Source organism: Streptomyces sp. NPDC056738, from assembly GCF_042790435.1.
In the GTDB taxonomy this organism is placed as follows: domain Bacteria; phylum Actinomycetota; class Actinomycetes; order Streptomycetales; family Streptomycetaceae; genus Streptomyces.
Map to the genome: position 1 here is coordinate 191,639 of NZ_JBHTZF010000005.1, position 20,619 is coordinate 212,257.

General features: G+C 71.4%; 15 protein-coding genes. 6 read left to right on the plus strand and 9 right to left on the minus strand.

What is annotated here, in order from left to right; all coding sequences use genetic code 11:
• Positions 1-10: 10 nt before the first annotated feature.
• Positions 11-7,000 carry a glycoside hydrolase domain-containing protein gene (locus ACFRIC_RS14950; RefSeq protein WP_382785908.1) on the minus strand — a complete coding sequence of 2,330 codons (6,990 nt, stop codon included), beginning with the start codon at positions 6,998-7,000 and terminating at the stop codon, positions 11-13.
• Between the two features lie 588 nt (positions 7,001-7,588).
• Here ACFRIC_RS14950 and ltaE point away from each other — a divergent pair.
• Positions 7,589-8,716 (plus strand): low-specificity L-threonine aldolase, encoded by a 1,128-nt coding sequence (ltaE, locus tag ACFRIC_RS14955; protein ID WP_382784760.1) that lies wholly within the window; start codon positions 7,589-7,591, stop codon positions 8,714-8,716.
• 60 nt (positions 8,717-8,776) lie between these two features.
• Here ltaE and ACFRIC_RS14960 read toward each other — a convergent pair whose 3' ends face one another.
• From ACFRIC_RS14960 to ACFRIC_RS14970, 3 genes are all read right to left on the minus strand, one after another.
• Positions 8,777-10,255, minus strand: coding sequence for a glutamate--cysteine ligase (locus tag ACFRIC_RS14960; RefSeq protein WP_382784763.1), 1,479 nt, complete (start codon positions 10,253-10,255; stop codon positions 8,777-8,779).
• 259 nt (positions 10,256-10,514) lie between these two features.
• Entirely contained in the window at positions 10,515-11,489 is a 975-nt protein-coding gene (locus ACFRIC_RS14965) for an NAD(P)-dependent alcohol dehydrogenase (RefSeq protein WP_382784766.1), read from the minus strand.
• A gap of 137 nt (positions 11,490-11,626) precedes the next feature.
• Entirely contained in the window at positions 11,627-12,319 is a 693-nt protein-coding gene (locus ACFRIC_RS14970; RefSeq protein ID WP_382784768.1) for a DUF4232 domain-containing protein, read from the minus strand.
• A 373-nt stretch (positions 12,320-12,692) separates the two neighbouring features.
• Here ACFRIC_RS14970 and ACFRIC_RS14975 point away from each other — a divergent pair, with 373 nt between their 5' ends.
• From ACFRIC_RS14975 to ACFRIC_RS14995, 5 genes are all read left to right on the plus strand, one after another.
• Complete coding sequence (locus ACFRIC_RS14975) at positions 12,693-13,178, plus strand: DUF6896 domain-containing protein (protein ID WP_382784771.1); 486 nt, start codon at positions 12,693-12,695, stop codon at positions 13,176-13,178.
• Entirely contained in the window at positions 13,162-13,632 is a 471-nt protein-coding gene (locus ACFRIC_RS14980) for a hypothetical protein (RefSeq protein ID WP_382784774.1), read from the plus strand. Before ACFRIC_RS14975 ends, ACFRIC_RS14980 begins: the two co-directional genes overlap by 17 nt.
• 187 nt (positions 13,633-13,819) lie before the next feature.
• Positions 13,820-14,254 (plus strand): DUF5958 family protein, encoded by a 435-nt coding sequence (locus ACFRIC_RS14985; RefSeq protein ID WP_382784777.1) that lies wholly within the window; start codon positions 13,820-13,822, stop codon positions 14,252-14,254.
• A gap of 218 nt (positions 14,255-14,472) precedes the next feature.
• Entirely contained in the window at positions 14,473-15,003 is a 531-nt protein-coding gene (locus ACFRIC_RS14990; RefSeq protein WP_382784780.1) for a hypothetical protein, read from the plus strand.
• A gap of 216 nt (positions 15,004-15,219) precedes the next feature.
• The gene (locus ACFRIC_RS14995; RefSeq protein ID WP_382784782.1) at positions 15,220-16,794 is read left to right on the plus strand and encodes a serine hydrolase domain-containing protein; all 1,575 of its coding nucleotides are present in this window, start codon (positions 15,220-15,222) and stop codon (positions 16,792-16,794) included.
• Between the two features lie 22 nt (positions 16,795-16,816).
• On the opposite strand, the gene ACFRIC_RS15000 is transcribed toward ACFRIC_RS14995, so the two are convergent.
• From ACFRIC_RS15000 to ACFRIC_RS15020, 5 genes are all read right to left on the minus strand, one after another.
• On the minus strand, positions 16,817-17,185 hold the full coding sequence (locus ACFRIC_RS15000) for a VOC family protein (protein WP_382784785.1): 369 nt from the start codon (positions 17,183-17,185) through the stop codon (positions 16,817-16,819).
• Between the two features lie 86 nt (positions 17,186-17,271).
• Complete coding sequence (locus ACFRIC_RS15005) at positions 17,272-18,276, minus strand: HEAT repeat domain-containing protein (protein ID WP_382784788.1); 1,005 nt, start codon at positions 18,274-18,276, stop codon at positions 17,272-17,274.
• Positions 18,277-18,279: 3 nt separating this feature from the next.
• A complete protein-coding gene (locus tag ACFRIC_RS15010) occupies positions 18,280-18,915 on the minus strand; it encodes a HEAT repeat domain-containing protein (RefSeq protein ID WP_382784790.1) in 636 nt (211 codons plus the stop codon).
• Positions 18,916-19,195: 280 nt separating this feature from the next.
• Complete coding sequence (locus ACFRIC_RS15015) at positions 19,196-19,804, minus strand: TIGR03086 family metal-binding protein (protein ID WP_382784793.1); 609 nt, start codon at positions 19,802-19,804, stop codon at positions 19,196-19,198.
• 123 nt (positions 19,805-19,927) lie between these two features.
• Complete coding sequence (locus tag ACFRIC_RS15020) at positions 19,928-20,566, minus strand: TetR/AcrR family transcriptional regulator (RefSeq protein WP_382784795.1); 639 nt, start codon at positions 20,564-20,566, stop codon at positions 19,928-19,930.
• Between the last annotated feature and the right edge of the window lie 53 nt (positions 20,567-20,619).

The window sequence follows — 20,619 nt, forward strand, 5'->3', positions numbered from 1 at the left end:
CGCCCGATGGTCAGTCGGCACGTCGTCCCGTCCTTCCCGCCGGCCTCGCGACGCCGAGGCGCTCGGCCCACTCTCTCCCCGGCGACCAGAGGCGCGTGCCGCCGGAGGGCTCTGTTCCGCTGCCACCGGGGAGCCACGGGCCGGCTCCTCCGTCGTCCCGGTCGCCGCCGTTCCCGCCGGCGACGACCGGCCGGTCGTCGCGGTCGGTGAGCCGGAACCCGACCGTGTAGGTGCGGCTGACCGAACCGTTGGCCGAGGTCACCTTGATGGTGCGGTTGACGAACCGGGAGCCGGCCGACGAGAGGACCGGCCCGCCGTCGGTGACCCGCACCCGTGCGCCGGACCGGGCCGGTACGGCGGAGACGGCCGGGATCCTCTTGTTCTTAGGCCAGTCGACGACGTACGTGGACCCGCCCGGATCGAAGCCGTCGATGGGGACGCCGCCCACCCTGATCGAGTCCGCGTCGGCGACACTCGCCTTGGTGGCGTCGGCGAAGTCGGTCACCGTGACCGAACCGTCCGCGCCCACGACGACGTGTGCCGCCATGGCGGCCGCCAGGTTGATCCGCTGCCAGCTCGCTCCGCCGTCGGCGGTGAGGTCGAGCGGGTACCCGGAGTCCGTCGCGGTCTGCTCCAGGACCTGGACGCGCTGCTCGGTGGTCAGGTCCGGGAAGGCAGTGGTCAGCAGGGCCGCCGCGTCGGCGGGTGTCCTGAGCGTCTGTCCGGGCTTCGCCACCTGGGAGAAGCCGTAGGTGAGGCGCCGGGTGTACAGGGCGACGTCCTGCGTCGTGTTCAGACCGGCGTACGGGTCGCCCGCGCAGGCCGCGAGCGTGTCGCCGTACCCCTCCTGCTCACACCGTGCGAGCAGCACGTTCTCGATCTCGGTGTGGGCCTCCAGCAGCAGCTTGCGGAAGTCGGGGTCGGCCCAGCGGTGTGCCACGGTGGCCTGTCCGGTGATGCGGCCGCCCATGACGTCCAGGGGGTAGTGGAACCCGAGGACGACGCGGTTGTCCCCGTACTCCGAGGTGCGGGCGAGGATCGACGGCGCAAGTTCCGGCAGGAGCGTGGCGAGCACGGTCCCGGCCTCGTAGCCGCCGTAGGTGTGGCCGCTCGGGTACGAGCCGCTGGTGGCGAGGCTGTTGTACGAGCCGTCCTGCGACTCGTAGACAGCACCCCCGGCACCGACGAACCCGAGCCGAACGTAAGGGCGTTGGTAGCCGTAGCGGTTCTTCGCCGCGTCGACCCCGTCGAGGCCCTTCGTGACGCGGGAGAACAGCGCGCTGGTCTTGGGCAGCCGTCCGCCGCTCAGGGCGTCGCCGTAGATCCGGCCGAGCCGGGAGCCGAGGCCGTCGGCCATCGTGACGGTGGCGCTGTGGGTCGCGTCCACCTCGGCGCGGTCCACCTCCGCCTGGGTGGCCGCGTTGTTGACGGCCACGGCGATCCTGTCGTTCTCCGCGGTCGGTGAAGTGCCGTTCGGGACCTTGGTGTTGACGGCGCGGACGCCGGTGTCCAGGTCGTCGAACCCGTTGAGCAGGTTGTCGAAGTAGTCGCTTCCGTCGCCAGTGGTCGGCCAACTGTCGGATGTGTAGGTCGCGTTCAGTGTGTCGTCCGGGAAGGGGGACGGCTCGTACACCGGGTCGGAGGCGTCCGCCGTGTCCGCCGCCGTCTTCGAGGCGGGCGCGACGGTGTCGGCGGAGGTTCCGGCCAGGGTGACCGCGGTGACGGTCGCCGTGTGTGTCTTCGCCTTGCCCGCGGCCGTGAGAAGGGTGGTCTCCGTCGTGGTGGGGACGTGCGCGGTGGTTCCGTCGTCGAGGACCACGGTGTACCCGATGACCGGGAATCCGCCGTCGCCGGCCGGCCGCCAGCTCACGCGGACCCGCTTGCCGTCGGTGACCACGCTGCTCACGGTCGGCCTCTGCGGCTTGCCGCCCCCGGTCACCACGGGGGCGGTGGCCGGGCTCGGGCGCGAGGTGCCGACGGCGTTCACCGCCCGGACCCGGGCCGTGTACGACCTGCCGACCCGCAGCCAGGTGAACGTGGTGCGCCGGCCGGCCGGGTCGTGGATCTCGACCTGGTGACCGTCGTCGAGGGTGACCTTGTAACCGGTGACCGGTGAGCCTCCGGTGTCCCCGGGGGCGGACCAGGCCACGGTCACGCTCGTGCCGGACGAGGTCGCCGACACGGCCGCGGGCACGGCGGGCACCGCCTTCGGCCTGGTGGTGAGCGCGTCCCGGGCGTGGTCGAGCCCGGCGTACCGTGCCGTGAGGGTCTCGTCGGAGGCCGCCGCGTCCGCGACCGTGGTCCGGGCCGCGGCGAGCGCCTCGGAGAACGCCGTCCACGACGCGTCCGTGTAGCGCGCGTCGTCGAGGGCCGACGCGGTCGCGACCAGTTCCTCCAGCCTCAGCCTCGGGAGCGGGATGAGTTGCCTGGCCGCGAGGGTGAGACCACGGGTCCGGGTGTCGACCTCCAGCTGGGTCACGGCGTCGGCGTCGACGAGGGTGCGCGCCGCGGCGAGTTCGCGCCGGTACACCCCGAAGTCGATCGTGTCGTAGCGCTCCGACTCGGTGGAGAGCCCGGCGTACTGGTCGATGGCCTTCCGCAGCGCGGACTTGTCCGTGACGGCGGGCGTCCCGACATGGGTGAAGGTGATCCGACCCAGGTTCGCGACGTACGGGTGCGAGGCGTCCGGGGTGGTCACCAGACGCAGATGGACGGCGTGCGGGCCGGTGACCGCCTTCGGCAGGGTCAGGCTCGTCGTCCCTCCCGATGACCAGGCGGCACCCGTGACCGGCAGGGGGACGGTCGCGTACGGCGTCCCGGGGGCGGCCGCGTCGAAGGAGTCCAGGTAGAGCTGGACGGCCGAACCGGTGCCGCAGCGGGCGGAGTTGTTGACGTAGGTGATCGTGACGGTGTTCTTCGGGGAACCGCCGAAGTCGAGGTCGCCGTAGTCGAGCCAGGCTCCGGCGTAGGTGCCGCCGAGGTCGGTGGTGGATCCCGCGCCGGTCCAGCCGACCGGCTCGCTCTTGAGCCCGCCGCCGCTGTTGGAACGGAACGCGGTGGCGTCGAACACCAAGGACGCGTCGGCCTCCTGAGTGAGCGTCAGTGAGTAGACGTTGGCGACGTAGGGCTGTGAGGCATTCTGAGTGCTGGAGACGAAGTCGGCGTACACGTCCTGGACGCCCCTGAAGAGGCCAGGATCGAGCCGTACGGTCGTGGTGGCGACGGTTCCCCAGCCCGATCCGCTGTAGTCGAGCGGGATGTCGACGCTCTTCGGGCCGTCCTTCGAACCGAGGTGCAACTCGATGCGCGAGTCCGACGCCGCGCGCGACTGCGGCTTGTCGTAGCGGACGGTGACGGTGTCGGCGCCGTCGCGGAGGTCGGTGTCCTTCCACTCGGCCCACGCGCCGTTCGTCGTGTTCTCGAAGACGCCGTTCGCGAGGTTGAGCGGGAGCGAACCGCCGCCGTTCGTGGTGCTGTTGGGCGCCGTCAGCGTGGCGAGCGTGGTCGCGGAGGACGAGGAGGCCTCGTACGGGGAGAACTGGTACCAGCCGAAGTTCGACACCCACTGCTGTCCGGACGGCGCGTGGAAGACGAACGTGACGCTCGACGCGCCCAGCAGGGCGTCCGGGTCGGTGACGGCCGCCCGCACCGTGCTGTAGTACTGCCAGCCGCCGGTACCGGGGAGCGGGACGCTCGCGACGAGGGGGCCGTCGGCGGCACCGGCGTGGACGTCGACGCTGCTCGGTTTCGCCGTCGTGGCCTGCGCGTTGGCGTAGCGGACCGAGACGCTGCGCGGCGCGACCCCGCCGAAGTCCAGCGCGGTGAACCGCTCCCAGGCGCCCTCGGTGACGCCGCCGAGGTCGCCGTCCGAGTAGTACGCCTCGCTCACGAGGCTGGGGCCCTCCTTCTGGTCGGGGGCCTCGGCCTGCAGGACGGCGTAGCCGCCCTCGTCGATGGTGAGCGCGTCGGCGGCGGACCGCAGCGCGTCGTCCGCGGCCATGAGCGTGCCCGTCGCGGAGGCGCTGTCCCCGAGGACGGTCCGCGCCCGTTCCAGCGCGGCCCGGAACACGGTCCACGAGCCGTCGGAGTAGTTGCCGGCGCGCACGAGCGAGGCCTGGTCCACGAGCGTGCCGAGCGCCTTGCGATGCACCGCGGCGGCGGAGAGGCGGAGCGGGTCGGTGGGCGATGTGCCGGTGCCGCGCACCGTCGAGGCCGGCACGCCGTGGGCGAAGGCCGCGTCCTGGAACGTGATGCCGATGCGGGCGTCGGCCCGCGTGCCGCCGCTCAGTGACAGCGTCGCCGTACGCGAGCCGTCGACGCGGAGATCCGCCGTGACCCCGCCCGGCAGGCCCGTCACGGTCGCCGCGCCCGTCCTGGTCAGGCTGGTGCCCTTGCGGGCCGCGAACTCGGCGGGGCCGGACAGGGTGAGCCTCACGCCGCCTGCGACGGTGCCGTCGGCCCGTGTCTCCACGGTGCCGGGGGCGGCGGAGACGACGGTGTCGCCCCGGCCCGCTCCCGTGCCGCCGCCACCCGTGTCACCCGCGTCGGTGTCCAGGGAGTAGGCGGGCCTCGTCTTCGCGCCCCATGGGGAGGGCTTGGAGCCCATGGTGAAGTCCAGGGTTCCGCCCGAGACGATCTGCGAGTAGTCGAGCCAAGTGTTCCCGAAACGGGCGCCGTTGAGGGTCGCGCTCTGCACGTAGTAGGCGTCGGGCGACACCCCGTCGGCCTTCACCGTGAACCGGGCGCCGTTCGCGTAGTGGATCGTCGTGGAGTCGAAGAACGGACTGCCGATCTGGAACTGGCTGGAACCGGCGGTCACTGGGAAGAGGCCCAGGGCGGCGCCGACGAACATGGTCGACATGGTGCCGGCGTCGTTGTCCATGGTCGGCAGGAAGCCCTTGGGGGAGAGCTTGTAGACCTGGGTCCTGACCGGCGGTCGGAACTCGCCGCCGGAGCTGGGGGCTTCGTTCGAGGTACCCGTCGCGATGTAGCGGTTCCAGGTCGTGCCGGTGTAGATCGCGCGCACCCATTTCTGCGTCAGGCTGGGCTCGCCGACGTAGTTGAAGAGGTACGGGGCCTGCAGGTCGATCTCGTTCGCGTTGGAGTGCAGCATGGCCGAGCCGTCGTCGGCGCCGGAGTCCTCGCCGAACATGTGCTCCACGGCGGCCCTGCCCGCCTTCGTGCCGCCCATGGCCTTGATGAGACCGCCCATGTCGTAGGCGTCGTACCAGTGGTACTGCCAGAGCGTTCCCTGGTAGAGCCCGGCCGCCTCGAACTTCTCGTGGTCGGCGCTCTGCCAGTCGCCGTTCGCGGCGCGCGGGGTGAGCAGACCGACTCCGGTGCCGTCGGCCGCGGTCCAGGCGCCGGGCCGCACGAGGTTGTCGATCGCCATGGTGGCCTGCGTGCGCAGTTTCGCCGCGTCGGTCTTCCTGCCGAGCGCGTCGGCGATGACGGAGAGCGCCCACTGGTCGTAGCCGCGCTGGACGGTCGTGCCCGGATCCCCGGTGACGTAACCCTGGCGCAGTTGCGCCCCCGTGTAGTACCCGGCGTACGACATCAGCGCGGGATAGGCCTCGTCCAGCCGGTCGAAGTCCTTGTACCCCTTGGACAGCGCGTCGGCGACGAGCACGGCCGAGCGCTCCCAGCGCACGGTGGGGACGGAGTGGGTGAGGCTGCCGAGGCTCTTGCCGGCGGTGTGCGCGTCCGCGAAGAGTTCGACGAGCGACTGCACCATGTCCCGGTAGGTGGACGGGTCGATGTACGCCTCGACCGAGTACTTGCGGAAGTCGTCCCAGGTGGACCAACCGTCGTAGTACGTGAAGCCGTTCGTCTTGTGCACGGCTCCGTCCACTCCGCGATACGTCCCGCTGGTGCTCGTCGCGTTCACCGGCAGCGCGTACATGCGGTACAGGTGCGTGTAGAACTCCTTGGTCAGTGTCGACCCGGGATCGGCCTGCGCGGAGGCCTGTACGTCGACGGCGCCGAGCGCACGGTTCCAGTCGGCCCGCGTCCGCTCGCGCGCCTGGTCGAAGGTGAGGCCGCCCACCTCGTCGAGCTGGTCGGTCGCGGCCTGTTCGGCGCTGATCGGCGACAGGGTGACGCGCAGTTCGATGTCCTTCCCCGCGGCGGGGTCGAACGCGAGGACGGCGCCGGTGTCCTTGCCGTCCCGCGCGGTGGCGTCACTCAGCCCGCCGTCGTCGCCCCAGCTCTTGAGCGAGGTCACGGGCACGTTCGTCGTGGCGTTGTAATAGAGCTGGTACGACGCGCCGTTGAACGACCCCGCGATGAGTCCGCCGATCGACGTGGTCCCGTCCGGGAGCGTCGTCGCCTTCAGGGTCGAGCGGGTGCGGCTGGTGAAGTTGTTCGCCAGGTCGAGGACGAGTTCCGGGGCCGATCCGGCGGGGAAGTCGAACCGCTCCAGCGCCGTGCGCGTCGTCGCGGTCACCTCGGCCTTGACCGTGCCGGAGTCCTGCGTCACCGACGAGGCGGTCCCGGAAACGGCTCCGAGCCCCACCCGGTACGAGCCGGGTGTCGCGCTCTCGTCGTCGTGGCTGTAGGTGTGCGCGTACGTGCCGGGGGAGGGGCGCTTGTCGTACCGGACGGACGTCGGGACGACGAGCAGGTCACCCCCGCCTCCCGAGCCGCCGACGCCGTCGAGGTCCGTGGCCGTGAACCCGGCTATGTGGTCCTCGTCGTAGTCGTATCCGGAGTGGTTCCGGCCCGGCGTGGTCATCGGGTTGACCTTGGCCAGACCGTGTGGGGCCTGGGCTCCCGGCAGATCGTTGCCGTCGTCGCCCGCGGTCGACACGAAGGGGTCGACGAGCCGCGTGTAGTCGGTGCCGCCGGACGTCCCGCCGGAGGCCGTGGACGTGACGGCGAGGGGCACCGCGACGGCCGTACCACCGACGGATGCGGCGAGGACGAGCGCCCCGGTGAGTAGGGCGGCCACTGTCGCGCGCAGTCGTCGACGGCCGCTGCGGGCGGTCCCCGGAAGGAGCACGCGGGGCACGGGGGGACGGGATCTGTTGGGCACGTGACCTCTCCAGCGTCGCTCATACGCACGCACGGTCGGGCGCGCACACGGGCCGCGCCTCGTCGAAAGACAACGTTGTCGCTTCGTGGCGCCGGGCGTGCGACCCGGAGTGAGACGGAAGTGGACCAACAGAATGGCACCCCTGCACCGGATTGCGCCCTGTCGTGTTCACGACCGCCCGCAATGAGACACGGACCAGACGTACGGAGGGCGAACGGCACGCGTACGGCGGGCACTTGGCGGGAGCCGCGAAGGCGACGACCGGGGGAGCGGCGTGAGCGGGGGAGCGGCGTGAGCGGGGGAGCGGCGTGAGCGGGGGAGCGGTGTGGGTGGCAGCGTGCGTGGCCTGGGTCGGGGGAGTGGCGTGATCGGGGGAGCGGCGTGGGTGGGAGAGCGGCCTGGCCGGGGGAGCCGCGTGATGGCCCGCCGGTCTCAGCCTTGACGGGAGGTGCGGAGGGCCGGACATCCGCCCCTCCCGGAGGGTGCTGCGGCCGGACCTCCGGGGCCTCGTCCCCCAGACACTCGAGGCGGCTCCTGGCGTGGCAGAGTATGCGTGTGCCCACCACTGATGCCGCCCGTGCCGCCGACGCCGTCGATGCCTCCCGCGCCGTGAACGCGCCCGAGGCCGCCCATGACGAGCCCGGTCACCTCATCGACCTGCGCAGCGACACCGTCACCCGGCCCACCGAGGCGATGCGCCGCGCGATGGCCGAGGCCGAGGTCGGAGACGACGTCTTCGGTGACGATCCCACGGTCAACGCGTTGCAGGAGCGGATCGCCGGGCTGCTCGGATTTGAGTCCGCGCTGTTCGTCTCCTCGGGCACGCAGAGCAACCTGTGCTCCCTGCTGACCCACTGTGGCCGCGGGGACGAGTACATCGCCGGCCAGATGTCCCACATGTACCGGTGGGAGGGCGGTGGCGCCGCCGTACTCGGAGGCATTCAGCCCCAGCCGCTGCCGCACCGGGCGGACGGGACGCTGGACCCGCTGGACATCGCGGCGGCCGTGAAGCCGGACGACGCGCACTTCGCCCGGACGCGCCTGCTCTGCCTGGAGAACACCATCGGCGGGCGGGCCGTGTCGACGGACTACCTGAAGACCACGACGCACCTGGCCCGCGAGCACGGACTCGCCACCCATCTCGACGGGGCGCGGCTGTTCAACGCCGCTGTGGCCGGCGGCGGCGATCCGTACGAGCAGGCACGGCTGATCGCCGGCCACTTCGACAGCGTGTCGGTCTGCTTCAGCAAGGGCCTGGGCGCACCGGTGGGCTCCGCGCTCCTCGGATCGCGGGAGTTCGTGGCCGAGGCCCGGCGCTGGCGCAAGGTCCTGGGCGGCGGGATGCGGCAGGCCGGTGTCCTGGCGGCCGCGGCGCTCCACGCGCTCGACCACCATGTGACGCGGCTCGCCGACGACCACGCGCACGCCGCGCTGTTCGCCGAGGGGCTGAAGGACGTGGCGGGCCTCACCATGGAGCCCAGCGGGACGAACATGGTCTTCGCGGCTTCCGCCCCTGGCGTCGAGACGGACGAGGTACGCGACCGACTGGCCCGTCGGGGTCTGCTGTGCGCGGGGTACCCGGGCCAACTGCGGTTCGTGTTCCACCTGGACGTGACACGGGCCGACACGGAACACGCGGTGCGGATCGTGCGCGAGACCATGACGGAGATGGCGAAGGGCTGATGCGCACGGGCCGAGAGGCGTGCGTCAGTCCGACGGCCCTGTGGGACCGGGGAGTTCGGGTCAGTCCACCGGCCATGTGTGCACCGGCGCGTTCAGGTGCATGTAGTCGATGTACTGCCGTGTCATGCGCCGCAGGGCCTCGTGACGGCCGCAGTGGTCCGCCGCCTCGAAGCGGTGCAGCATCTCCTTCTGCCAGACCGCCCCGTTCCGCGCGGTGACACACCGCTGCTCGATGATGCCGAGCAGCGGCTCCCGCCACGCCTCGTCCATGCCCGACTGCTCCAGGCCCTTGTGGGCGAGCGGCAGCAGCCGCCGCAGGACGAGTTCGGGCGCCGGCACCTCACCCACTCCGGGCCAGTACAGGCGGGCGTCGATCCCGTGCCGCGCCGCGGTGTGCAGGTTGTCCTCGGCGGCGGAGAAGGACATCCGCGACCACACCGGCCGGTCCTCCTCCACCAGCGCGCGGGTCAGGCCGTAGTAGAAGGCGCCGTTGGCGAGGGTGTCGGCGACCGTCGGGCCCGCGGGCAGCACGCGGTTCTCCACCCTGAGGTGCGGCCTGCCCTGGGAGACGGCGTAGACCGGACGGTTCCACCGGTAGATCGTGCCGTTGTGCAGGGTGAGTTCGGCCAGCTCCGGCGTGTCCCCGCGCTCCAGCGTCTGGGTCGGATCCTGCTCCTCGCACAGGGGCAGCAGCGCCGGGAAGTAGCGCACGTTCTCCTCGAAGAGATCGAAGACGCTGTTGATCCACCGCTCACCGAACCAGACCCGGGGCCGTACGCCCTGTGCCTTGATCTCCTGCGGCCGGGTGTCCGTCGCCTGCTCGAAGAGCGGGATACGGGTCTCGTGCGCCAGCTCCTTGCCGAACAGGAAGGGCGAGTTGGCCGCCAGCGCGACCTGGACCCCGGCGATCGCCTGCGCCGCGTTCCAGTAGTCGGCGAACTGCTCGGGAGACACCTGGAGATGGAACTGCGTACTCGTGCAGGCGGCCTCCGGCGTGATGGTCTCCGCGTACGTCCGCAGCCGGTCGACCCCGTCCACCTCGATGAGCAGATCCTCGCCGCGCGCCGCGAAGACCTGCTCGTTGATCAGCCGGTAGCGGGCGTTCTCCGACAGCGCCTCCGGTCCGACGTCCGACTCCCGCAGGGTGGGCAGGATGCCGATCATGATCAGATGGACGCCGATCGTCCTGGCGCGTTCGTCCGCGTGGTTCAGGGCGGCGCGGATCTCCTCCTCCCAGGCGTCGGGGCCACCCGCGATCAGCCGCCTGGGCGGAATGTTGATCTCCAGGTTGAACCGGCCCAGCTCCGTGTCCCAGGCGGGGTCCGCGATGGCGTCGAGCACGTCGGCGTTCCGCATCGTCGGCTCGGCCTCGGTGTCCGTCAGGTTCAGCTCGATCTCCAGGCCCACCCGGGGCCGCTCCACGTCGAACCGGGCTTCCCGGAGCATCTGTGCGAAGGCGTCGAGACATTCCTGCATCTTGATCCGGTACTGGCGCCGGTCCTCGCGGGTGAAGACCAGTGCCGGAACGTCGCGTCCCATCGGTCCTCCCGGTGGCCCCACGGATACCTGCTCCCTCCAGCGTCGCACCATGGGACGGGTCTGACCATGCGGAGCACCCTCCGGGCCATGATGGGGGTCTCCGCCGGATCTCACATAGGGTGACGAGTGTGTTCCTTGAGGTGACGGGCATCGTGATCGTCCGTCCCGCCCGAGCGGTGCCGCGGGCACGCCCCGCCGTCCGCGGCTGCGCATGGCCGCCGCCTGGAAGATCAGCGCGCGACAGGACTCCAACGCCCGGTCAGACGGTGATGACGACCTTCGAGCGTGCGTGCTCCTTTTCGAGGTACCGGATGGCCTCGGGCGCTTCGCTCAGCGGGTAGGTGCGGTCGACGGCAGGGGTGAGTTTCCCGGAGTCGGCGAGTTCTCTCAGGGTTGCCAGGTTCTCCTTGCTCGGCGCCGCCGTGAGGACGAGCAGGCGGTGGCGGGCGAAGCGGGACATCACCTGGCCCTTGATGAGGAGCCCCATCGGTCCGACGACACTCCCGCCTTCGAAGACGCCCCCGCCGGACAGGACGAGTGTCCCCTGGGGTTTCAGCGCACGGCGGAACCCGGCCAACGAGTGGTTCCCCACCAGGTCGAACACGACGTCGTACCGCCGTCCGTTCCTTGTGAAGTCCTCCTGGGTGTAGTCGATGAGGTGATCCGCGCCCAGCGACCGGACCAGGTCCGTGTTCCTCGTGCTGCATACGCCGGTCACTTCCGCGCCGAACGCCTTGGCGATCTGCACCGCGAAGGTCCCCACCCCGCCCGAGGCGCCGTTGATCAGCACCTCCTGCCCCGGCCCGATCCGACCGAGGTCGCGCAGGCCCATCAGCGCGGTGTTCCCCGCGAGCGGGAGGGCGGCCGCCTGCTCGAACGACAGCGCGGCCGGTTTCGGCTCCAGCAGGTCGTCCCGGGCACTGACGTACTCGGCGAACGCGCCGTCCACCTCGCCGAACACCTCGTCGCCGGGACGGAACCGCCGTACGGACTTGCCCACCGCTTCGACCCGGCCCGCGAAGTCCGTACCCCGGATCCTCGTCCTCGGGCGGCTCACCCCGAGCGCCAGGCGTGCCAGGTACGGATCACCCCGCATGAGGTGCCAGTCCCGGGCGTTGACCGAGGCCGCGTGGACGCGGACCAGGACGTCGTGATCGGCGACGGCCGGGGTGTCGACCTCTCTGAGTTCCAGGACGTCGGGGGAGCCGTACCGGTCCTGGGCGATCGCCTTCATCGGGCCTCCGTGGCGCACGGTGGGTTCGGTGCGTAATGGATCGGCTGACCGGACGTTCAGCCCCACCCACGATGGTAGGGAAGCGACCGCTTCGCGGGTATCGGGGCGAATCCCTAGGTGACGCCCCGGGGTACGGCTCAGCCGCCCTGGCCGGCGCTGCCGATCGGGCCGACCCTCACCGGCTCGCCGGAGCCGTCCGTGACGGGCAGGGTGGCGGCGCCTGGCCAGGCGAGGGTGACCGTCTTGGTCTCGTTCGGCGGGGTCACCAGCAGGCCCGTGATGCGGACGCCGGAGCCGCCCGTCTTGTTGAGCGGGTAGGTGACGGCGAAGGCGATCGACTGTCCGTTCTTGAGGATGCTCCGGCCGGCCGACGCACCGGTGCGCTTCGCGGACACCGTCCCCGAGTTCGTCTTCAGGTCGACGCCCGCGTAGCCGGAGATCGAGCAGTCGTGACCGCCGCCGTTCTTGAATTCCACCGCGACGTTGCCGGAGGGGTCGCCGTCGATGGTGTCGTCCTTCGCGGTGACCTCCAGCTCGTCGGTGTGGCACCTCTCGGCCTTGCCGCTCGCGTCGGTGCCGGTCCCGGCGGTCGAGCCCTTTCCGGTCGAGCCCTTTCCGGTGCCCGTCCCGCCGGTCTGATCCGAGCCGCCCGAGTCCGAACCGCTTCCCTGGTCCGAACCGTTCGAACTCGAACCGCCGGCCTGGGCCGACGCGTGGGATCCGGCGGACGGTGCGCTCTTCCCCGTACCGTCGTCCCCGTTCTGGCAGGCCGTGAGCGAGAGGCCTGCGGCGACGGCCAGGGCGGTGAAGGTGAGCTTGTGAACGCGCATCGATTCTTCCTCGGTCCGGGTCGGTGGTACCGGCTGCCCGCCGGCGGCGAGCGTTTCCGAGCACCAAGAGCGCCCCGGCCCGGCAGCCGTTCCGCCCAATCGCCGTGCAGTACATCCCTGTTACACGCCCACCCGAACCCGAAGCCCACCTCCCCGGACACACCCCGGCGCCCACCCCGCCGACGGGCCCCACGACCCCTGCCCGCGACCGTCACCCGCTGGGACGGACCTGTGACGCGACGGCACTTGACGCATGCGGAAGCGGTGGCCCGACACGGAGTCCCCGGTCGTCGTGGAACAATCGCATCCCTGATGTCGGTGCGATGGGTGACGCGATGTGTGGCTCCGGGCTGATGACCGCGGGCGGTCGCGAGTGAACCCGTCACGCGCACTGGTGGTCGGCTACGTCGACGCTCTCGGCGTCGTAGGGGAGGCCGTCCGGGCGGCGATGCCCTCGCTCGTACGACTCGCGGACATCCTCGGGCTGGTCCGGTCGCGCCAGATCGCCCGGCGCGGCGAAGCGGGCGGCTACCAGTACGCGGTGCACGGGGCAGGGTGTCGGTTCACGGCCCAGGACGGCACCGAGGTCGATGTCGACTTCGCCGCCGACGGCACGGAGATCTTCGACCTCTGGCGACTGCGCCTGTACGGGCAGAGCCTGCCCGCGCCTGTGACGTCGACCGAGCACGACCTGCGAGCGGCGGTGGAGTCGCTGAGTCCCTTGCTGACCGAAGTACGGCCGGGCTGGTTCACGGTGACCCGGCGCCCGGTTCGTCCGCTCGCGCGTCATCTCGACGACGGCCCACCGAACGGATCGATGTCCGCGCTGCGAGAGCGGGGCGATGAGCGGCATGGGTGACCTGAGGCTCGTCTGGACTTTGACGGGACATGGCTGGGCCGCGTGCACGGTGGCCGATGCGCGCGGCGAGGTCGAAACCACCGTCTCCTACATCACGACGGCACCGGAAGACCTGTTGACGGCCGTGACCCGCATGTTCGCCGGCGAGGGGGAGACCCGTGCGCAGTTCGAGGCGGAGCCGACCGCCTACCGCTGGATCTTCTTCCGCGAAGGACAGGACGTCTGGATCCGCGTGCTGGAGCTGCCGGACGGCGGCAAGCATGACAACGCGGGTACTGAGATCTGGTCGAGCCTGCAATCCCTCGAAGCCGTTGCCCGGGCGGTGATTCGCTGCTTCGACGAGGTGAAGCGAGAATACGGCGTCAGCGGATACCGAGGGAAATGGGGCGAACACTTTCCCTCCCTCGAACTCGAAGCCCTCAGGCGGGCATGGCGCGACAATCAACTGGCGTGATCAGCCCGAGGCCGCCAGGATCGAGCGCAATCCGCAATCCGCAATCCGCAGTCTGCAGTCCGCAGTCCACCGCTGGCCGCAGGCCACTGGGCGGGACGGCGTCGTCGTTGGCGTGGCGATCCGGCGGTGCGGCGCGCAAACACTGATCGGCAGCGACGTAGCGCCGCCTTCTCGACCGGAGCCCGTTGTGAGCGAACGCGACGTCATACTCAACGAACTCGCCCAAGGGCTGCGCCCGATGGCGCAAGGTGTCGAGTGGTTCGACGGTCTCGGCTCGGAGGAGCAGAGCGAGGTGCTGCGCTTCCTGTGCCACCACTGTGGCCAGGCTCGCGCCGTCGAGGAAGACGGACCTGAGGCCGTCCGGCGTTCCGGGCTGCGCCCGACGTACACCCCTGCCGTGCTGATCACCCGGGGACGGATCGACGAGCAACTGGGGAAGGTCGCAGGTCTCACCCCGGTCGACGAACGCCGAAAAGCCTTCCGTCTGTTGGTCGCGGTGCTCGCCATCGCGGACGAGCGACGTCGCCGGCGCTTCTGTTCCGGTGGGTGCGGTCACTGGTGGCATCAGTTGGCCGGCGCCGATGCGGCTGCCCGTTCCGTCGGCTCGGACGGGGCTTCGTGAACCACCGACCCTCACGGCGTGGTACCGGTCGCGGGGCGAAGGCGGCGCCGGCCCGGTATCTCCGTGCTGCCTTGATCGGTGGCGAGGGGGTCGGGCGGTCCGGGGTGTGGCGATCGGCGCAGCGACACCACCCGGGTGAGCTACGGTGCGGCACGAGCGGTTGCGCGGTTCCTACGGTCGTGTTCGAAGCCAACGGAACACATGCGAAGGAACGATCCTTGAACCGCACAGTCGCCAGGGCCGCCGCACTGCTCGCCTCCGCCCTCGTCGCCCTTCCCGTCACCGCCGCGACCGCCGCCGCGGCCGACAAGGGCGACGGTCCCCTGATCGTCATCAACAACGTGTACCAGCGCGCGGACGGCGACATCTTCAACGTCGGCCACGACAACGTCGTCGGCTCCGGCAACGGGAACGGCACCCAGCCGACGGGGGTCGGAGCGCCGGGCGTGAGCCAGGCGACGGTCCGCATCAAGACGGGCACCCGTCTGCCGTTCAACGGCGTACAGCTCGCCTCGCACGAGGGCAGCGGGGAGTACCCCCGCGCCCTCTACCCGAACTACGCCGCCATCGTCCCGATCGACGGCCCCTCCACGGCCGTGTACCAGTCGGAGGGCGGGGCCGGGCAGGTCCGCATCACGGCGACCGTCGAGGACGGCAGGGTCCTGCCGAACTGCGCCTCCGAGGGCAACCTGGACTGCCGTATCGACTACGACGCGCAGGGTCAGTACGTCGTCATCGACGGCCGCTGACAGAGCGAGGACAGCGGCGGGGCCGAGCCGTCAGGCCCCGCCGCACCACCCTGGCCGGGACCGGCGTCCCCCACCGGTCTGCCGGGATGGGCCGTGCCGCACCGGCGGTGCCGGGACCGGCCTCCCCACACCGGTCCGCCGGGAAGAGCGCCGCCCCATCACCGCCTCGATCGACAGTCATTCATCTCCCCCCCCGTTGCCCTGAGGAGAACGCCCATGGAGTCCGACGCCGCGAGTGCGGTCTCGTCGACCGGTACGACGCGCAGGACCGCGATCCGGGGAGCGGTGGCCGCGGGCCTGGCCGCCGGGCTGGGCGTCCGGCCGTCCCCGGCACGCGCAGCCGGACCGGCGGCGGCCGCGGCGGGCGCATGGCAGGGGTTCGCCGCCCGGGTACGGGACGAGTTCACCGCCATGGGCCTGGCCGGCGCGGCCGTCGCCGTGGTCAGCAGGGACCGCGTACTGCTGACCCTGCCGCTCGGCGTCCGCGACATCGAGAGCCGCGCCCCGGTCACCCCGTCGACCCGCTTCCTCGTCGCCTCGACGACCAAGTCGATGACCTCGCTGCTCGCCGCGACCTACGTCGACCGGCGGCAACTGGCCTGGGACCAGCGGGCCGTCGACGCCTGGCCGGGCTTCAGAGCCCCGACCGACCGGCTCACGCGCTCCCTGAGGGTCCGCGACCTGTTCGGCATGGCCACCGGCATCGACGAACCGCCCGCCCTGTCCGGCCTCCACGAGGGCGACCCCACGGCCCCCGAGCTGCTCCGATCCCTGGTCACCCTCCCCGTGGTGGCGCCACCCGGCACCAGCTACCACTACAACAACACGGTGTACTGCGTGGGCGGTTACCTCCCGCTGCTCGCCTCCGGCGTGACCGGCGACGCCCTGACCGGCACGTTCGCCGACGAGATGCGGGAGCGCGTGTACGGGCCGACCGGTATGACCGGCGCCCGGATCGCGGACGACCCCCGGGGACTGGTCACCGACTTCATGCGCGGGTACGTCCCCGACCTCACCGGCGCCAACAGGCCGCTCGCCTACGGGCCGGTCGGCAGCTACGCCCCCGCCGGCGGCACGCTCGCCTCGCTCGACGACATGGCCGCGTACGTCCGCATGCAACTGCGGCGCGGTGTCTCCGTCGACGGCCGGCGTGTGGTGTCGGCCAGGAATCTCGCCGAGTGCTGGGAGCCCCACATCCCGGTCCCCGTGTCACCCGAGTTCGACCCGGACGTCACCGAGTCCGGCTACGGGATGGGCTGGATCCAGAACCGTTTCCGCGACGGCACCTCGCTGATCTGGCACAACGGCGGGATCGACGGCTTCACCTCGTACATCGGCTTCCTGCCCGAGCACGACCTCGGACTGGTCGTGCTCAACGGGATGAACCCGACCCCGACCGGACCGTACTTCTACCTCTACGTCCTCAACCTGCTGCTCAGCGAACGGTTCGGCCTCAACAAGGGCGTCCCGGCCAAGGCCCATGCCGCGTACGTCGCCGCCCTCGAAGACCTGCGCGCCCTCGGCCGCCGGACCGCGCCGACCGACCCGGGAGCCACCGCACCGTACCTGGGCTACTACGAGGGCGGCTACCGCCTCACACGCGAAGGACGCGACCTGAATCTCCACCTCGGCCCGCGCACCCTGCCGCTCGGCGTCCTGCCCGACGGCAGCTACGTGGTGACCAGCGGCCTGCTCGTCGAGAACAAGGTCCTCCTCACCCGGGACGTCGACGACACCCCCCGCATCGAACTGGTCGGCCTGGAGACGGTCCGCCGCACGGTCGGGCTGTAGCCCTCCCGCGCGGGAGCGGCGGTCAGTGGTGGCCCGTGTCGATGACGCAGAAGCGGTTGCCGTCGGGATCGGCGAGAACGACGAAATCGGCGTCGTCGGGATACCGGTCCCATGCGACGCGCCGCGCGCCCAGGGACACCAGCCGCTCGACCTCCGCGGCCTGGTCGGCGGCGTCCCCGGCGTACAGATCGAGGTGGATCCGCGGACGCTCCTGTACGGGCGTCTCGCTGAGGCCGAGAGACAGCCGTACCCCGGCCCCGTCCGCAGGCATCAGAACCACCCAGTCGTCCTCCGGCGCGTCGCGCGGGACGTATCCGAGAGCCTCCGTCCAGAACGCGGCCGCGCGCGGCACATCCGACACACCCAGGACGACGGAACCGACGGTCAGCATGCGCTGATTCTGGCGGACGGAGCGTCTTGCCGGGGGACGAGTGTCGGCGCGCGTCGCACAGGTGGAGGAGTAGCAGGTGGAGGAGTTCAGTGCGTGTCACGCAGATGGAGGAGATAGGCCGCGGTCAGGGCGACGGCTCGGTCCGGGTCCTTGGACAGGTCCACGAGCGCGTCCGACGTCCTCGTCCCCGGGATGCCCGCCAGGGCCTGCGTCAGCCGCCCGCGCGCGGGTGCCTCCGTGGCCGGGTGGGCGAGACGGCCGAGGAGCCCGTCCGCGAGCCGGTCCGCCGTGACGGGGTCGCTCGCCAGCACGCTCAGCGCGTCCGCGGCATCGGTGTCGTTGCGTCCCTCCACGATCATGTCGAGGAGCGTCGGGACCGCGTCGGCCACGCCGCGCGCCCCGAGTGCCAGAGCCGCGTGCCCGCGGACCACGGAGTCGGGGTGCGCGAGAGCACCTCGCAGATACGTGGTGGCCTCGGCGTCCGGCATCTCGGCGAGCGACTGGACGGCACGTTCCCTCACCGCGGCCGACTCGGAGGCCAGACCCTCCGCGAGCAGCGCCGGGCCGCGGTCGCCGGAGCGCGCCAGGGCCCAGCGAAGGGCCCCGGCGACGTTCGGCTCCGTCTCGCTCAGCACCGCTTCCACCAGGGCCTCCACGGGCACCGGGACCTCACCGGCCGAGGACAGCGCGGCGCGCTGCCGCGCGTCGGCGCTCTTCGAGGCCAACGCCTGGAGCAGCGCAATGACTTGGAGGACGTCCTCCCAGCCGGCCGGCTCCGCGGCATGAATCCTGCGCAGCCGCGTGAGCAACTCGGTCTCCGCCGCGATGCGTTCGCGGGTCTGAGCGATGAGACCCTCGACGAGCGAGGACGGCGCGAATCCGGGATCGTCCAGCGCGCGCCCGATCTCACGCAGCGACAGCCCCAGTGAACGCAGGCTCTCGATGTGGAAGATCCGCCGGATGTCGTCCCCGGAGTACTCCCGGTAGCCGGAGCCGGTACGCCCCGAAGGACGGACCAGACCGAGCGACTCGTAATGCCGCAGCATGCGGGCACTGACACCGGACCGTCGCGCCACCTCACCGATCAACACGCCCTATCGTCCCTCCTGTCCCGGCCCGTCGAGGACCGTGACGCGCTTGGCCTCCTCGATCGCCGACTCGAATCCGGCGTCCGGATCGCGCAGCAGCCGCTGGGTGGCCAGCGCGTGCGTCCGTACGCGCTCGCCGGGCGCCGTCGTCGCGGCGAGCAGCACCGGCACGATCGCGTCTCCGAGCGCGACCAGGGCCTGGCTGAGACTGAGCTGCGTGTCCCGTCTGCCGCGCCCGAGCTGGGTCGCCAACTCCGCGGCCAGCCCGGCCTCTTCGCCCGCCGGTACGAGAACGACCGCGGCGCGCCAGGCACTGCGCGCCACCTCGTCGTCGGCGTCGGACAGCAAGGCCGGTGTGATCGCCTGCCACCCTCGCGCGTCACCGATCTTGGACAGCGTGTGCAGTGCCTGGCTCCGTGCCTGCGCGCGGTCCGAACCGGCCTCGGTGAGCAGCGCGGGAAGCGTCATGGACACCGGGTGGCGGGTGAGCGCCCAGGTCAGCATGTCGCGGACGAAGAACTCGGGCTCGACCGCGCAGCGCCGGACGAGGCGGGGGACGAAGGCGGGGTCGGGCGCCGAACCGACCGCCAGCGCGGCCCGCAGCCGCACGGACGAGTCGCCGTGCTCCAGCCCCCGGAGCATGCGTGCCGTACCCGCATCCGCATCCCCAGCCGTACCGGCAGGTACATGAGCACCCGCATTCGTGCCGGCAGGCACACAGGCATCCGCATCAGCCCCGCCAGGTACCCGCGTATCCGCGCCCGCAAGTACAAAGGCATCCGTGTCCGTGTCCGCGTCCCGCTCCGTGATCGTCATCGAGACCACCTCCTGGACACGCAGTGAAGGCCTTGCCATCGTGTCAAGGTCAAACGGGACCGGTGCGGAGCGCCTCCTCACGCGTCGGCTCCGTGCCGCGAGGTGTTCAGGTCGCCACGGGCCACCGCTGCGGCTCCCGGCCCAGCAGCCGCAGCGTCGCGTCGAGCGGGTCCGACCCGTCGGGCACGTCCAGCGCCGGGGCGAAGGCGTTGCCGGGGCCGCGGACCGCCGGATCCGTCGGTACGCGCCGGGCTGTGGCCAGTGCCGCCGCGAGCACGTCGTCGGGGAGCTTCACACCCACTCCCAGCGCCGCGGCGACGTCCCAGGCGTGGACCACGTAGTCGACGAGGTGGAAGCGGACGGCCTGCCGTCCGGGAAAGCTGCCGCCCAGCTCCGGGAGCGCGAACTCCCGCTCCGTCGTGCCGGGTTCGGCGAAGGCCGCGAGGACGGCCGTCGCGGCCGCCCGGTGGACCCGGGCCGGCTCGTCCATGTCCTGCGGCTCCCGCCAGTGGGCCGCCTCCAGACCCGCTCCGCGTGCCGCCGCCGCGAATCCGAGGTGCTGTGCGGTCATGTGTGCCACGAGCCGGCGAAGATCCCAGCCCGCGCAGGGGGTGTCCCGGTCCCAGTCCGCGGGCTCCGCCAGGTCCACCACCCGCAGCGCCTCCTGCACGGCGATCCGGTCGAGCTCGACGATGTCCGCTCCGCTGACAGTCATGAACCGACCGTAAAACTGTGCGACCGGTCGTGCAATTATTTTTCCAGCCAGAGGGATCTCTCGGGCCGTGGCCAGGGACTGGCCGTGGTCAGGGACTGGCCGTGGCCAGGGACTGCCTCGGCATCAGCCCCCTCGGGGGACGGACACCCCTTCCGCCGAAGCGTTCCGCAAGCGGTTCGCGATGCCCGTCCGAGCCCGGTGATAGGCGGTCTCCTCGTCGTGCAGCACCGACACGGCGTTGGCCGCCTCCATCAACGCCACGAACTCGAAGGCGAGTTGGGGGACATCGGTGTCCGGGCGCAGTTCGCCGCCCGTGCGGGCCTCCTCGATCGTGCGCTCCATCAGAGCCGTCCACGCCCGATGGGCCGACACCACCGCGTCGTGCACCGGACCCGATCGGGCGTCGAACTCGGCGATGACCCCGTAGAAGAAGCAGCCGCCCGGGAAGACCCGTCCGCGCGAGTAGTCGAGCCACGCCTCGCAGAGCCGCCACACCCGTCCGACGCCGGCGGGGACCTGTTCCGAGGGGCGGATCACCCGCTCGGCGAAGATCCGTCCGGCTTCGCGCACGGTGGCGAGTTGCAGCTCCTCCTTGGACCCGAAGAGTGCGAACACCCCGCTCTTGCTGAGCCCCAGCTCGGTCGCGAGCCGTCCCGCCGACAGCGCCTCCAAGCCCTCGACCGAGGCGATGTCGACCGTTCGGCCGAGCACCAACTGCCGGGTTCGGTTGCCCCGTTCGAGCCGTCCGTCGGGCCGGGTCATCTCGGTGCTCCCTGGTCCGGCGTCAAGTGATCGCTCTCCTCCGTACGGGCCAC